We start from the raw sequence: 14,106 nt of genomic DNA, 5'->3' as shown, positions 1-14,106 counted from the left end.
CGAGGCGTGGGGGGGCAGGGTGGTCCTTCACCCCGTGGCGCCGCGGGTCACCAGGAGTTCGGTCAGCGCGTCGTGCGCGGTCGCCCGACCGGCGTCCCCCCGGCGGTTGCGGGCCGCGGCCACCCGGCTGATGTCCAGGGCGCTGGCCCCGTCGGCGGTGGTGGCGTCGACGTCGGCGCCCGCGTCGAGCAGCGCGCCCACCACCTCGGGGACGTCCCCGTCCGCGCCGGCCGACACGGCGGCGTGCAGCGGGCACCGGCCGGTGTCGGGGTCGCGGCGGTTGACGTCGGCGCCGGCGGCCAGCAGCAGGCGGACCAGCTCCAGCCGGGTGCCGGCCGCGGCGGCGTGCAGCGCGCCGCCGTCGGCGTCGGCGCCCCGGTCCAGCAGCACCCGCGCGGTGCCGGCCGCGCCACCGGTCGCGGCGATCACCAGCAGGTCCACCCCGGTGACCGGGTCGACCAGCGGCGCCCCGCCGGCCAGCTCGGCGTCCAGCCGTGCGCAGTCGTCGAGGTAGGCGGCGCTGGCGGCGTCCACCGGCGCGCCCAGCTCGCGCAGCAGCGGGACGAGGTGGGGGGCGCACTCCAGGGCGGTGTGCAGCGGGTCCCGGCCGTGCTCGGTGCGCGCGCGGAGGTCCGCGCCCGCCTCGACCAGCAGCCGCACGAGCTCGGCCCGGCCCTCCGCGACCGCCAGGTGCAGCGGCGTCCAGCCGCCCTGGCCGTCCCGCTCGACGGTGGCCGTCAGCAGCCGCGGGGCGTCGCGGACGGCGGTGCGGACGGCGGTGGCGTCGCCGTCGGCGATCAGCCGGCCCAGCCGGGGGGCGGTCATGCGCGTGGTCATCGGGGTCCTCGTGGGGTCGGGGAGACGGTGTCCGGTCAGGCGGGCGTCGCCCGCTGTCACACGACGTCGCGGCGGACGGCGAGCAGCGTCCCCAGCACGGCCGCCGCGATCCCGTAGCCCAGCAGCACCAGGCCGCCCTGCCAGGGCTCGAGCAGGTCGGTGAGTCCGATCGTGGCCGTCATCGCCTCCAGGGCACCGCCGGGCAGCCACTTGTAGGCGTCGGACAGGGCCGGGACCAGCTGCACGATCGCCTCGACGACGAACAGGTAGACCAGGGCGCCCACGATGGCGCCGACCTGGTTGCGCACGAGCGCGCCGACCCCGACGCCGATCACCGTGTAGACGACCAGGGCCGCCCCGACCCCGGCGAGCACGCGGAGGTTGTCCCCGGACAGCTCCGGGGCGTCCCCGCGCGCGCCGGCGTAGAGCAGGACGACGGCGACGTTGACGCAGATGACCACCACGGCCAGGGGCACCGCGGCCAGCGCGTAGGCGAGCAGCTTGGCCGTGACCACCCGCCCGCGCCGGGGCGTGGTGAGGAAGGTCGGCGTGGCCGTGCGGTGCCGGAACTCCTGGGTGGTCCCGATGATGCCGAGGATGAGGAACAGCACCGTGACGTTGGCACCGGTGGCCAGGGCCAGCTGCTCGTACTCCGGGGTGCCCACCGGGGGCAGCGGTGGGCCGCCCCCGCCGGGGCCGCCCCCCTCGTCGGCGCTGCCGGCGAAGGCGGTGAACAGCGCGGTGAAGCCGGCGACCAGGACACAGGCGCCGAGCAGCAGCCCGATCCAGACGCGGGTGGTGAACAGCTTGGTCCACTCGGCACGGACCAGCTTGGTCACGGTCGGCTCCCCTCGGGCGCGGCGTACTGCTCCTGGCCGGCGGTGAGCCGGAAGTACAGCTCCTCCAGACCGCTGCTCTCCGCGCGCAGCTCGTGCAGCTCCAGGCCCGCGCGGAAGGCCTGCGCGCCCACGGCGGCCGGCGTCGTGCCGGCCACGGCGATCCGGCCGTCGTCGTCGGGTGCGACGGAGAACCCGGCCGCGCGGAGGACCTCGGCCAGCCGGCCGGCCTCCGGGCTGCGCACCAGCACCGGCCCGGTGCCCTGGGCGCCGGAGCGCAGCTCGGCGATCGACCCCTCGCGGACCAGCCGCCCGGCGCCCACGATCACCACGCGGTCGGCGGTCTGCTCCATCTCCGCGAGCAGGTGGCTGGAGACCAGCACGGTGCGCCCCTCGTCGTGCGCGAGGTGGCGCAGGAAGCCGCGCAGCCACTGGATGCCCTCGGGGTCCAGCCCGTTGGCCGGCTCGTCGAGCACCAGCACCGCCGGGTCGCCGAGCAGCGCGGTGGCCAGCGCCAGCCGCTGGCGCATGCCCAGGGAGTACCCGCCCGCGCGGCGCCGGCCGGCGTCGGCCAGCCCGACCTGGGCGAGCACCTCGTCGGCGCGGCCGGGCGGCAGGCCCGCCGCCCGGCAGTAGACCCGCAGGTGGTTGCGCCCGGACCGGGCCGGGTGGAAGGCGGTCTCCAGCACCGCGCCGACGGTGCGCACGGGTGCCGGGAGCGCGGCGTAGGGGACGCCACCGAAGGTCGCCGTCCCCGCGTCGGGCCGCTCCAGGCCCAGGGCCATGCGCAGGGTCGTGGTCTTGCCGGCGCCGTTGGGGCCCAGGAAGCCGGTGATCGAGCCGGGCTCGACGCTGAAGCCGAGGTCGTCGACGGCGCGGACGGCGCCGAAGCTCTTGGTGAGGCCGCGGACCTCGACCCGGACCGGGCCTCGGGCGGGACTGCTGCCGGGGTGGCTGCCGGGGTGGATGGCGCTCTCCTCGTCGTCGGCCGTGCGACGCGTCCATCCAAGCGCACCGGGCGGTCCGCACGGCACCCCCGGGGCCGTCCGGCGAGCGCTCGGCGGGCGTGTCGCGGCGTGACCCCGGGCACACCGCTGACCGGGCACTTCGGTAGCTTGGGCCGGCCGGTGCCGCCCGGGCGGCGGGACGACCAGCGAGGAGGGGTGCGTGAGCGCCTACCGCACGGTGGTCGTCGGGACCGACGGGTCGCAGTCCTCGCTGCTCGCCGTCCAGCGCGCCGGGGCCCTGGCCGGGGCCTGCGGTGCCCGGCTGGTCATCGTCTGCGCCTACCTGCCCTCCCGCAGCGACGAGCGGGAGGTCCGCCGCGCCCGGGCCGAGCTCGCCGAGGGGATCCAGCCGGTCGTGGGCCCCGCGCCGGCGGAGCAGACCGTGCGCGCCGCGGCCGAGGCGGCGCTCGCCGCCGGCGCCGGGGAGGTCGACGAGGTCGCCGTGGTCGGCTCGCCGGTCGAGACCCTCATCGACGTGGTCACCCGGACCGACGCCGACCTGCTCGTCGTCGGCAACCGCGGGATCGACGGCACCAGGGGCCGGATCCTGGGGTCGGTGCCCGGCGACGTGACCCGCCGCTCGTCGGTCGACGTCCTGGTCGTGCACACCACGGGCTGACGACGCTGCCGGACCAACCTCGGGACCCCGACGCCGTGCCCGACACCGACGACCAGCGCGAGACGCTGATGCGCCTGCTGCTGGGCGGCCCACGTCGCTACACCCGCCTGCAGGTCGGCGAGCTGGCGGGCATGCCGCCCGAGCGCACCCGGCGGCTGTGGCGGGCGCTGGGCTTCGCGGACGCCGCCGACGACGAGCGGGTCTTCACCGACGCCGACGTGCAGGCGCTCTCCCTGCTCTCGTCGCTGATCGACACCGGCTTCGTCGACGAGGACTTCGAGGCCTCGATCATCCGGGCCATGGCCCAGTCGCTGTCCCGCCTGGCCGACTGGCAGACCGACCTGCTCGCCGACGCGCTCACCCGGGACGGGGCGACCGGGGACGGGGCGACCAGCGACGACGCGTCGATCGACCCCGAGCAGGCGGTGGCGGCGACCGGCCGGCTGCTGCCGCTGCTGCGCGCGCTGCAGGACTACGTGTGGCGGCGGCACCTGGCGGCCAACGCCGAGCGGTTGCTGGCCAGTGCCGGGGGCGACCGGCGCGAGCTGGCCGTGGGCTTCGCCGACCTGGTCGGCTACACCAGCCACAGCCGCGGCATGGGCGGCCGCGAGCTCGGCGAGATGGTGGAGGACTTCGAGGGCACCGCCGGTGAGGTCATCGCCCGTCACCACGGGCGGGTCGTCAAGACGGCGGGGGACGGCGTCCTCTACACCGCCGGCTCGGCGATCGACGCCGTGGAGATCGGGCTGGATCTCCCGGAGACCTGGCAGTCCGGCGACCGCCCGCCGCTGCGGGTCGGCGCCGCCTACGGGACGGTGCTCACCCACCTCGGGGACGTCTACTCGCCGGTGGTGAACCTGGCCAGCCGGCTGACCGCGCTGGCCCGGCCCGGCACGCTGCTGGTCGACCGCGAGCTCGCCCGCCGGCTGCGCGGGCTGCCCCGCTACCGGGTGCGCCCGCTGCGCCGGGTGTCGGTGCGCGGCTACGACGAGCTGCAGCCCTGGCTGGTGGGACGACGTCCCGCGGGCGCGGCAGACCTGGCGCTCGAGGGCATGCTCGACGAGATGGCCGACGACGTCCTGGACGACGCCGACGACCCGCCGCCCTCGGCCCCGTCCAGAGGCTCGCCGTGAGCGTGCGAACGGTGAGAGGGACGGGGTCCTTCTACCGGTCGCGCCGGGGCACGCGGGGTTGGCACCCTGGTGCCCCGTGAGTGCCACGCTGGTCGCCCGCGGCCTGGCCGCCGGCCACGGTGACCGTGTCCTGTTCTCCGACCTCGACCTCGTCGTCGCCCCCGGTGACGTCGTCGGGCTGGTCGGGGTCAACGGCGCGGGCAAGTCCACCCTGCTGCGCACGCTGGCCGGGGAGCTGCCCGCCGAGTCGGGCAGCGTCTCCGTCAGCCCGCCGACGGCGACGCTGGGGTACCTGCCGCAGGAGCACGAGCGCCGGCCGGGGGAGACGGTGCGCCAGGCGCTGGCCCGCCGCACCGGCGTCGCCGCCGCGCAGGTCGCGCTGGACGCCGCCACCGAGGCGCTGACCGCCGGGACCGACGGCGCCGACGACGCCTACGCCGACGCGCTGGAGCGCTGGCTGGCCCTCGGTGGCGCCGACCTCGACGAGCGCGCGGAGCAGGTGGTGGCCGAGGTCGCCCCCGGCGTCGCGCTCGACGTCCCGACGGCCGGGCTGTCCGGCGGCCAGGCGGCGCGGGTGGGGCTGGCCGGGCTGCTGCTGTCCCGCTACGACGTGCTGCTGCTCGACGAGCCCACCAACGACCTGGACCTGGCCGGCCTGGACCAGCTGGAGCGCTTGGTCGCCGGCCACCGCGCCGGCATCGTCGTGGTCAGCCACGACCGGGAGTTCCTGGCCCGGACCGTCACCCGCGTCGTCGAGCTCGACCTCGCCCAGCAGCTGGTGCGGGTCGTCGACGGCGGCTACGAGGCCTACCTGGCCGAGCGCGAGGTGGCCCGCCGGCACGCGCGCGAGGAGTACGAGGAGTACGCCGGGACCAGGGCCGGGCTGGAGGCACGGGCCCGCATGCAGCGCAACTGGATGGCCAAGGGCGTCCGCGACTCGATCAAGAGCAAGGAGAGCGACAAGCACATCCGGGCCCGCGACCGGGCGTCGTCGGAGAAGCAGGCGGCCAAGGCCCGGCAGACCGAACGGCGGATCGAGCGGCTGGAGGTGGTGGAGGAGCCGCGCAAGGAGTGGGAGCTGCGGATGGAGATCGCCACCGCACCGCGGGCCGGTGCGGTGGTCGCCACCCTCTCCGGCGCGGTCGTCCGCCGTGGCGGGTTCACCCTCGGTCCGGTGGACCTGCAGGTCGACTGGGGTGATCGCGTGGTCGTCACCGGCCCCAACGGCAGCGGAAAGTCCACCCTGCTGGCCGCCCTGCTGGGCCGGGTGCCGCTCGACGAGGGCCGCGGCGGGCTGGGCCCCTCGGTGCGCATCGGCGAGATCGACCAGGTCCGTGGGGCCTTCCTCGGTACCGAGCCGCTGCTGCACGCGTTCGCCGCGGAGGTGCCCGACCGGCCCACCGCCGAGGTGCGCACCCTGCTGGCCAAGTTCGGGCTGACCGCCGAGCACGTGCTCCGCCCGGCCGACAGCCTCTCGCCGGGCGAGCGGACCCGCGCCGGCCTGGCGCTGCTGCAGGCCCGCGGGGTCAACGTGCTGGTGCTCGACGAGCCGACCAACCACCTCGACCTGCCGGCGATCGAGCAGCTGGAGCAGGCGCTGGCGGGCTACCGGGGCACCCTGCTGCTGGTCACCCACGACCGGCGGATGCTGGCCGCGGTGCAGACCACCCGGCGGCTGGCCGTCGAGGACGGGCGGGTCACCGGCGAGTCGTGACCGACCCGGTGTCCTCCAGGACGGCGGCGACCGCGTACTCGGCCGTCGTGGCCAGCTCCTCCGCCGTCGCGCCGGCCGAGGACAGCGCGGGCAGCAGGTGCACCTCGACCACCGTGCCGGGGGCCGCGGCGGCCAGCCAGCGCACCGCCGCGACCGCCGAGCGGCCCACCGGCGGCGGGGACGCCGGACCTCGCCAGCGCACGGCCACCGGGCACACCGCGGCGCCGGTCTCCACGGCCGCGGCGAACAGCGCGGGAGAGAAGCGGCTCAGGCCCGCGCCGTCCGGCCGGCCGGTCCCCGGGCGGGCGCTGACCGGCGTCCCGCTGCGCAGGGCCGTGGCGACCCGCGCGGAGACGGCCGGCACGACGGGCACGGGCACGCCGGCGAGCCGCTCCGGGCCGCCGGCGACCGCGGCGGTGGGGACGGCGGTGAGCAGGGCCAGCGGGTCCAGCGCGGTGACGGCGTTGGACACCAGGAGCAGCCCGGTGCCGGTGCGCGGCCAGGCCGACGCGGGGGCGCGGACCTCGACGCGCACGCCCAGGCCGGTCAGCAGCCGGGCGGCGCCGCACACGCTGCGCCGGCGCCGGCCGCCCACCGCCGGGCGCAGCCGCCCGGCGGCGACGGTGGCCCCGACCCGGAACCAGCCGGGTCGGGGCCCAGCGGGACGGGACACCGCGGGACGGGAGCCGGCGGTGGGTGCGGTCACGGTGCCTCCCCGGACGCTCGGCGGGCCCGGCCGGGCCCGCTCACCGCCGAGCGTGCCGGGCGGAGGTGTCCGCGAGATGACGCTCAGTGGTCGGCCATGGGACGGTCCGTGGACGACCCGCCGCGAGTCAGGGGGTGCCGAGCGTGTCGGTCAGGCCGACCGCCTGCATCCCGGCCCAGGTGTCACCGACGTGGTGGGCCAGCACCATGAGGTCGCGCAGCCGCCCCTCGCGGTCGCGGATGTGGTCGACCAGCAGTGCCTCACCGGTGAACCCCAGCCCGCTGAACAGGGCCAGCGCCGCGGCCTGGTCGGCGACGACCTCGACGACCAGCTTGGTCAGCCCGGCCTCCAGCGCCTGCACCATCGCGTGCCGCGCCAGCTGCTGGCCCAGCCCGGCCCCGCGCCCGGCGGGGGCGACCACCAGCCGCACCTCGCCCACGTGGTCCGACCAGCCCGGCAGCCGCAGGACCGCGACGTAGCCGAGGACCCGCCCGCCGTCCACCGCCACCCAGCGGTGCACCCCGGGGGAACCGGCCGCCCAGCCGCGGACGACGGCGGCGTCGGCGACGTCCTCCCGGATGAAGGTCCGGTCGCCCTCGGGCAGCTCGGCGGTGAAGCGGACCAGCGCGTCGCCGTGCGTGGCGGTGAGCGGGACGACGTCAGCCACCGGCGGCCTCCCGCTCGGCGGCGCCGTTCAGCGGGTCGCTGCGCCGGCGCAGGAAGTCGATGATCGTCGGCACCGTCGTGCGGGCCGCCGTCCGGCCGACGACCAGGCCCATGTGCCCGGCCGGCAGCTGCAGCTCGTGCTTGTCCGGGGAGCCGACCAGGTCGATCAGCGGGGCGGTGGCCCCGGCCGGGACGATGTGGTCCCGCTCGGCGCGCACGGTCAGGAACGGCACCCGGACGTCGGACAGGTGCACCCGGTCACCGCCCACCGTCAGCCGGTCGGTGACCATCCCGTTGTCGCGGACCAGCATCCGCACCGTCTCCTCGGCGGCGGCGCCGGGGAACGGCACGTGGTCGTCGGCCCAGCCGGTCATGGCCTGGTAGCCGGCCACGTACTCGTCGTTCCAGAGCCGTTCCCACAGCGTCACGTAGCGGGTCACCTCCGCGGTCGGGGTCAGCGCGCGGAACCCCTGGACGACGACCCGCGGCGGCACGTTGCCGTCCGCGTCGAGCACGTCGGCCACCTCCAGCCCGCCCACTCGGAACAGGTCGGCCAGCGGCCCCATGTGCCGGAAGTCCACCGGCGTGGCCAGCACGGTCAGGCTGCGGATCGGGGCGTCGGGGTGGTGGGCGGCGTACAGCAGAGTGAGGTCGCCGCCGAAGCAGTAGCCGAACAGGGTGACCTCGTCGGCGCCGGAGACGTCCAGCACCCGCTGCACCGCGGCGGGGACGTAGTCGTCGACGTAGTCCTCGAGGGTGTTGGCCGCGTCCCGCTCGTCGGGCTCGCCCCAGTCCAGCAGGTAGACGTCGAAGCCGGCGTCCAGCAGCTGCTCGACGAAGCTGTTGCCCGGGGTGAGGTCCAGGATGTAGCTGCGGCTGACCAGGCTGAACACCACGAGCAGCGGTGGGGAGTACCGCACCCGGTCGCTGCGGTAGTGCCACAGCTGGGTCCGGCCCCGCTGCCACACGACGTCCTTGGGCGTCTGGCCGACGTTCGGCCGGTCGACGCCGCTGACCAGCTTCAGGCCGTTACGGGCGCGCAGGGCGTTGCGCTCGACGTCGCGCCGGACGCGGTCGAGGACCGTCTGGGGGGTCGGGACGGACGGCATCGGGATCGGGGGCACGGTTCTCCTCACTGCTGCGGCGACGCTCGGCCCGCCGCTCGTTCTCCAGCTGCAGGGTCAGCCGGCGGACCTCCCGGTCCAGGGCGCCGACCTGGGCCCGCAGCCGGTTGACGTCGGTCCCGGCCGGCAGGTCGATCAGGTGCCAGAAGCGGGTCGTCGCCCCGCGCGCGGTGTCCCGGGCCGCGGTGACCGCCCGGCGCGCCAGCGCGGCGCCCACGGCGAAGGTCTCGGTGCGGACGAACTCCTCGGCGTGCGGGGTCACCCGCTGCTCGACGGCGTCGAAGGCCTGCCGCCACAGCGGCACGCTCGGGTCCTCTGCCACGGTCGCTCCCCCCGGGTCCGGCACGGGTCCGGCCCCTACCCGGGTGTCGGGTGGTCTACCCCACGCTCCGGTGGGCGGTGCGGCGGCACGGCGTGGGGTGGCGGGCCGGCGTCCGGGGCGACAGGCTCGGCCTCCCGACGACGACAGGAGTGCAGGTGGCGAACAGCACGGTCCTCGACATGTTCCGGCTCGACGACCGGGTGGCGATCGTGACGGGGGCGTCCTCCGGTCTCGGCGCGGTCTTCGCCCGTGCGCTGGCGCAGGCCGGTGCCGACGTCGCCCTCGGCGCCCGCCGGGAGGACCGGCTGGCCGGCACGCGGGCGGCGGTGGAGGAGGCCGGGCGGCGGGCGGTCACCGTGCGCACCGACGTCTCCCGGCCCGAGGACTGCCAGGGTCTGGTGGACGCCGCGATGGCGGAGTTCGGGCGGGTCGACGTCCTGGTCAACAACGCCGGCGTCGGCACCGCCGTGCCGGCCACCCGCGAGACGCCCGAGCAGTTCCGCTCGGTCGTCGACGTCAACCTCAACGGCTGCTACTGGATGGCGCAGGCCTGCGCGCGGGTGATGCAGCCGGGCAGCTCCATCGTCAACATCTCCAGCGTCCTGGGGCTGACCACCGCCGGGCTGCCCCAGGCCGCCTATGCGGCGAGCAAGGCCGGCCTGATCGGGCTGACCCGCGACCTGGCCCAGCAGTGGACCGCCCGCAAGGGCATCCGGGTCAACGCGCTGGCTCCCGGCTTCTTCGAGTCCGAGATGACCGACCAGTACCCCGAGGGCTACCTGGAGGGGCAGCTGTCCCGGGTGCTGGCCGGGCGCAAAGGAGACCCGATGGAGCTCGCCGCGGCGCTGGTCTTCCTGGTCAGCGACGCCGGTGGGTACGTGACCGGGACGACGCTGCCGGTCGAGGGCGGCATGCTCACCAGCTGAGCCGCCGCTGCCCGTGATCATCGGTGGGTGGCTGCCCGGTACGCCGGTCGCGGCAGCCACCCGCCGATGGTCAGGGCTGGTCGGGCGGTGCGGGACCGCCCGGGGAGTCCGAGAGGCCCCGCCGTAGACGGCGGGGCCTCTGGGACGTGCTGGTGGTGCGCCTACAGAGGTATCTTTCCAGCGCATTGCCCCTGTTCAGACGCCTATCGCAGGAAGAGGATCGTATGCGAGGACGGTCCGGCGTGTTGGAAGATCGGCGCGGGTCGTGCTCAAGCAGCCCAACTGGAAGTTGTCGGCGACTGAGATCGACGACCTGGTAGCGGCCTACGAGTCAGGCATGCCCATCGCCCATCTCAGCAGCCAGTTCGAGATGCACCGACAGACGGTGCGCTTCCATCCGAAGCGGCGAGGCGTCGTGCTGCGATCGGAGACACCAGCACTGACGACGGTTCAGATCGACGAGGTCGCAGAGCTGTACGCCACGGGGCTGTCGACGGGAAAGATCGGCGGGCAATTCAGCGTCAGTGCCGGCACGGTTCGGAAGGCGCTGCGAGCGCGCGAGGTCAGGCTGCGTCCGCCGAGAGACGAGCGGCCACAAAATCCCGAGGCGTTCACGTCTTATCTTCTGGTAGCCACTCCTTCGATGAGCCAGTGAGGTGGTTCAGCCACTCCCTACCCTGTCCCGGAAAGCCCCTGGGCTCCTTGTGCCCGGCGTAGACCCATTGGTTGGGTGGTGGGCCATCAGCCCCGATGCCGAGGAACCAGCCGGTGATCGTCTGGCGGTAGGCGTACCAGCACTGGCCGTCCTTGCTGACCCGCATGTGGATGCCGTGCTCGGCAGGCAGGCTTTGCCTGTCGAAGTCGCCGAGCCGCTCAAGCAGGTCAGCCTGGTAGCGACTCTCGCGGCCGTACCAGCCCATGTGACTGGTCGCCAGCCACTCAAGGGCAGCCTTGGTCTCGGCGAACTCGCGGCGGTCGAGGCGCCGGTTGTCCTCGTCCGCGCCGGCGGCGCCGGCGTCCTGGAGCAGCCGGGTACGGGCGGCGGCGCGACGATCAAGATCGGCCTGTCGCTCGGCGCGGAACTGCGCAACGGCTGCTCGCGCCTCACGGAACGAGCCCGACTGCACGGCTGTGCGGAGATGATGTCCCGTGAACTGATTAATATCAACAAAATTGCTGCGCAGTGCGCTGAGGAGCCCGAGCAACGGTCGCCAGCCCGGTCGGTGCTTGTCGTTCAGGAAGAAGGCGCGCAGGAGCAAGGTCTCGTAGGCCGCCCACAAAGCCAGCAGAAAGATGAACGGGACAGAAGACAATGTGAGCCAGACCGGCAGGAGCAGCTTGCGGATAAGCAGTGCTTCATCCCCGGGCTGCCAGGCACTGATGAGGGTCGTCATGGTGTAGACGAGCAATCCGCCGACGATGAGTAGGAGTAGGCCGTCAACCAGGCGCTTTGCGGGGCGGAACTCGGGCTTCGAGCCGGCAACTACTTGCACCATGAGCAGAAAAGTCATGAAGATCTGGAGGACGATCTCCCACCCAAGCGCCAACGGTTTCAGGTTGATGAAGAACTCGAAGAAGGCGGCCAAGGTGAGTGTTCGCAGCACGCGCCCACGAATGAGATGTTCTTCCTTGCCGGCCTCGGTGATGCTGAAGAGCCAAACAATGCCGCTCAGGAAGAACCAAAAGATCGTGTCTGCCAGCAGGTCCGGCACCCACAACTCGACGCGCGCAGCCAGCCGGACGAATCCGGCCAGGCTTAGTGCATAGGCAAGGAGAGGCCCAGCAATCTTAGGATGCGACAGCTGACGAAGGATCGGCGGGAGGCTGGCTCGCGTCTTTGGGTAGACGATGACAAACATGAGAAATGCAGCCGCCAGAATGACGGTGGCCATCTCGCGGTTGTTCACTGGGTACTACTCCCATGAAAACGTTCTAGTGCGTGCCGAGATAAAGTTTCAGCACCGGTATACATTACCGGTGTCGAGTCTACTGAGGCAGCCCCAGAATCTGTGCGGCGGTACCGATAATCTGATCGCGGCTCTCGAGGAACAAGTCGATAATCTATACGCCGACGTCCAACTGCCGGCCGAGCTGCGCCTGTAGATCGAGCGTTTCCTGTGAGACGAGCTGGCCACTTCGCGGGCCGCGGCGGAACGCGAGCACGGGCAGCTCACTGCCCAGCGACAGCGACCGATGAACGAACGGGCCAAGCTGCTGCAGGCTCGCTACGTCGGTGCTGTCGCGATCGACCTGCTGAAGGCCGAACAGGACCGCATCGCCGCGGGGCTGGCCCGCATCGGTCTTCGCCGAACCGTTCCGGACGCTCATCGGGCCGGAGGTCGTCCAGGCCGCCCGGCATGGGTAGCCCCCCACGGCGACCGCCGAGGAGGGCGATGAGCCGTCCGATGACGCCGTGGACACGTTTCTGAACGCCTGGACGGCTGAGGATCTCCGCCTGATCCGGACCTGGGGGGTGCGGTCGGAACAGGCCAGAACTAAACCACCTGCGCCGCAATGGTCATGGGTACAGGTTGGAAACGTTGGTGCCCCCGGCAGGATTCGAACCTGCGCACCCGCCTCCGGAGGGCGGTGCTCTATCCCCTGAGCTACGGGGGCTCTGCGGTGGGGCGCGGACGAACCTACCAGCCCCGACCCGGCCTCCGGACGCCGGTTCCTCAGGGCGCGGGCAGGGGAGCGGCGCCCCGTCGGGCGAGCAGGTCCGCCATCACCGCGACCTCCCCGGCCTGGGACTCGGCGATGCTCCGGGCGAGGGTGCGCACCGCGGGCTCCGCCGCGTGCTGCTGGGCGTACCGCGCCATGTCGAAGCCGCCCTGGTGGTGTCGCGTCATGAGCTGCAGGAAGCGGACGTCGAACTCCGCGCCGGACAGCGAGGCGAGCTCGGCCAGCTCCTCGTCGGTCGCCATCCCGGGCATCAGGCCGCCCGGGGCGGTCATCGAGTGACCGGCGTGCTCGCCGGCGGACATCCAGGCCATGCGCTCGCCGCCGGTGACCGGGTGGCCCCACAGCGCCAGCCAGCCCTGCATCCGGCCCACCTGGTTCTGCTGCGCCTCGGCGATGTCGAAGGCCAGGCCGCGCACCGTCTCGTCGCCGGCGCGGGTCAGGGCCAGGTTGGCCATCGCGACGCCCTGCAGGTGGTGCTCGGCCATGTCGCGGGCGAAGCCCGCATCGACCGAGTCGGCCGCCGGCGGCTCGTCGCGCCCGATGCCCAGCGCGACCGCGAGCCCGCCGCCGAGCAGCAGCAGGCCGACGCCGATCACGGCGAGCAGCGCCGTGCGCAGACCGCGGCCCGTGGCGGTCGGGCCCGTCGCGGCTGCCTCGCGCTCGGCGGTGGCGGTCACTGGCTCTCCGTCGGCTCCGCACCGGGCGCCGGGGTCGCGCCGCCGTCGGTGGGCACTCCGGCGTCGACGGTCTCGAGCACCGGGTCCGCGGCGAAGACGGGGTTCTCGCAGCTGGCCCCGACCTCCGGGTAGAACTCCGGGTTGAGGGTGAGGAAGTCGGCGAACTGCTGGATCCGCGGGTCGGTGGCCGAGTCGACCGCCAGCTGGTGGTTCCACGACTGGATGCTGACGGGGGAGGTCAGCCCCTCGTAGGGCGACATCATCCGCCCCGACGTGCCCTCGACCAGCTCGGCCAGGGTGGCCACGCCGTCCTCGTCCACCCGGGCCGGGTCGTAGGTGATCCACACCGCGCCGTGCTCCAGGGAGTGGACGGCGTTCTCGTGCCGGATGTCCACGTCGTAGACGGTGCCGGTGCAGTCCGCCCAGTCGGGCGGAGGAGCGTGCGGCCCGCCCACCGGGGGTGACTGCTCGTAGGCGACCGGGGTGGTGACGTGCTGCTGGCCGGCGGCGTAGTCGAAGGTCGCGACGCCGGGGATCTCGTCGACGCTGTCCACCCGCGCGGCCTCGGCCTGGTTGACCTGCTGGACGGCGTACACCAGCACGGCGGCGGCGAACAGGGCGACGGCGACCGCGGCGGCGATCAGCCCCCACGGCCGCTGCGGCGCGACGACGTCGGTCACCGGGCGGGTGCGGCCACCCCGGGTGCCGGCCCCGCCCGGCCGGCTCCCGCCGCGCGGGCGGCCGTCTGCGGGCTTGCGGTCCTTGGCCAAGGCCTCTCCTCGGTGCTCGTGCTCGGTGCCCGCCGGTCGCGCCGGGGGGGCCGGGCGGCGGGGGCGCGCGGCGGCGGCGCGCCGGGG

General features: G+C 74.3%; 16 protein-coding genes and 1 tRNA gene. 5 read left to right on the top strand and 12 right to left on the bottom strand.

Translation table 11 applies throughout. The annotated features are described in order from the left end of the window. Positions 1-27: 27 nt before the first annotated feature. The 3 genes from RTG05_RS16815 to RTG05_RS16805 are packed head-to-tail and all read right to left on the bottom strand — an operon-like array spanning position 28 to position 2,707. Complete coding sequence (locus tag RTG05_RS16815; protein WP_166526072.1) at positions 28-837, bottom strand: ankyrin repeat domain-containing protein; 810 nt, start codon at positions 835-837, stop codon at positions 28-30. A 56-nt stretch (positions 838-893) separates the two neighbouring features. Next, entirely contained in the window at positions 894-1,676 is a 783-nt protein-coding gene (locus RTG05_RS16810) for an ABC transporter permease (RefSeq protein WP_315911973.1), read from the bottom strand. Then, the gene (locus RTG05_RS16805; protein WP_315911972.1) at positions 1,673-2,707 is read right to left on the bottom strand and encodes an ABC transporter ATP-binding protein; all 1,035 of its coding nucleotides are present in this window, start codon (positions 2,705-2,707) and stop codon (positions 1,673-1,675) included. Before RTG05_RS16805 ends, RTG05_RS16810 begins: the two co-directional genes overlap by 4 nt. A gap of 133 nt (positions 2,708-2,840) precedes the next feature. Here RTG05_RS16805 and RTG05_RS16800 point away from each other — a divergent pair, with 133 nt between their 5' ends. The 3 genes from RTG05_RS16800 (at position 2,841) to RTG05_RS16790 (ending at position 6,146) form a co-directional block, all read left to right on the top strand. Further along, the gene (locus tag RTG05_RS16800; protein WP_166526070.1) at positions 2,841-3,299 is read left to right on the top strand and encodes a universal stress protein; all 459 of its coding nucleotides are present in this window, start codon (positions 2,841-2,843) and stop codon (positions 3,297-3,299) included. Between the two features lie 35 nt (positions 3,300-3,334). Beyond that, positions 3,335-4,432 (top strand): adenylate/guanylate cyclase domain-containing protein, encoded by a 1,098-nt coding sequence (locus RTG05_RS16795; protein ID WP_315911971.1) that lies wholly within the window; start codon positions 3,335-3,337, stop codon positions 4,430-4,432. A gap of 76 nt (positions 4,433-4,508) precedes the next feature. After that, positions 4,509-6,146, top strand: a complete 1,638-nt coding sequence (locus RTG05_RS16790) for an ABC-F family ATP-binding cassette domain-containing protein (RefSeq protein ID WP_166526069.1) — start codon at positions 4,509-4,511, stop codon at positions 6,144-6,146. Here the strand turns inward: RTG05_RS16790 and RTG05_RS16785 are convergent. The 4 genes from RTG05_RS16785 to RTG05_RS16770 form a co-directional block, all read right to left on the bottom strand. Further along, on the bottom strand, positions 6,130-6,852 hold the full coding sequence (locus RTG05_RS16785) for a hypothetical protein (protein WP_166526068.1): 723 nt from the start codon (positions 6,850-6,852) through the stop codon (positions 6,130-6,132). The two genes, RTG05_RS16790 and RTG05_RS16785, sit on opposite strands and share 17 nt — an antisense overlap. Before the next feature lie 127 nt (positions 6,853-6,979). Continuing rightward, entirely contained in the window at positions 6,980-7,519 is a 540-nt protein-coding gene (locus RTG05_RS16780) for a GNAT family N-acetyltransferase (RefSeq protein WP_166526067.1), read from the bottom strand. Next, positions 7,512-8,642, bottom strand: coding sequence for an alpha/beta fold hydrolase (locus RTG05_RS16775; RefSeq protein ID WP_315911970.1), 1,131 nt, complete (start codon positions 8,640-8,642; stop codon positions 7,512-7,514). The genes RTG05_RS16780 and RTG05_RS16775 overlap by 8 nt, the downstream gene beginning before the upstream one ends. After that, a complete protein-coding gene (locus RTG05_RS16770; protein ID WP_166526066.1) occupies positions 8,548-8,964 on the bottom strand; it encodes a hypothetical protein in 417 nt (138 codons plus the stop codon). Before RTG05_RS16770 ends, RTG05_RS16775 begins: the two co-directional genes overlap by 95 nt. A gap of 155 nt (positions 8,965-9,119) precedes the next feature. Between RTG05_RS16770 and RTG05_RS16765 the strand changes: the two genes are divergently transcribed. Both RTG05_RS16765 and RTG05_RS16760 read left to right on the top strand, forming a co-directional pair. Next, positions 9,120-9,890, top strand: a complete 771-nt coding sequence (locus RTG05_RS16765; protein ID WP_208104623.1) for an SDR family NAD(P)-dependent oxidoreductase — start codon at positions 9,120-9,122, stop codon at positions 9,888-9,890. 265 nt (positions 9,891-10,155) lie between these two features. Then, the gene (locus tag RTG05_RS16760; protein WP_166526065.1) at positions 10,156-10,545 is read left to right on the top strand and encodes a hypothetical protein; all 390 of its coding nucleotides are present in this window, start codon (positions 10,156-10,158) and stop codon (positions 10,543-10,545) included. Here the strand turns inward: RTG05_RS16760 and RTG05_RS16755 are convergent. The 5 genes from RTG05_RS16755 to RTG05_RS16735 all read right to left on the bottom strand — a co-directional run bounded on the left by RTG05_RS16755 (position 10,502) and on the right by RTG05_RS16735 (position 14,019). Then, on the bottom strand, positions 10,502-11,797 hold the full coding sequence (locus tag RTG05_RS16755) for a hypothetical protein (protein WP_166526064.1): 1,296 nt from the start codon (positions 11,795-11,797) through the stop codon (positions 10,502-10,504). The genes RTG05_RS16760 and RTG05_RS16755 overlap by 44 nt on opposite strands. A gap of 154 nt (positions 11,798-11,951) precedes the next feature. After that, entirely contained in the window at positions 11,952-12,218 is a 267-nt protein-coding gene (locus RTG05_RS16750) for a hypothetical protein (RefSeq protein ID WP_166526063.1), read from the bottom strand. A gap of 213 nt (positions 12,219-12,431) precedes the next feature. Beyond that, positions 12,432-12,506 (bottom strand) — tRNA-Arg (locus RTG05_RS16745). A gap of 59 nt (positions 12,507-12,565) precedes the next feature. After that, complete coding sequence (locus tag RTG05_RS16740; protein WP_166526062.1) at positions 12,566-13,249, bottom strand: DUF305 domain-containing protein; 684 nt, start codon at positions 13,247-13,249, stop codon at positions 12,566-12,568. After that, positions 13,246-14,019 carry a thioredoxin-like domain-containing protein gene (locus tag RTG05_RS16735; RefSeq protein ID WP_166526061.1) on the bottom strand — a complete coding sequence of 258 codons (774 nt, stop codon included), beginning with the start codon at positions 14,017-14,019 and terminating at the stop codon, positions 13,246-13,248. Before RTG05_RS16735 ends, RTG05_RS16740 begins: the two co-directional genes overlap by 4 nt. Between the last annotated feature and the right edge of the window lie 87 nt (positions 14,020-14,106).

The organism is Geodermatophilus sp. DSM 44513, assembly GCF_032460525.1.
Lineage (GTDB): Bacteria > Actinomycetota > Actinomycetes > Mycobacteriales > Geodermatophilaceae > Geodermatophilus.
This window is presented reverse-complemented; position numbering and strand designations above follow the sequence as displayed.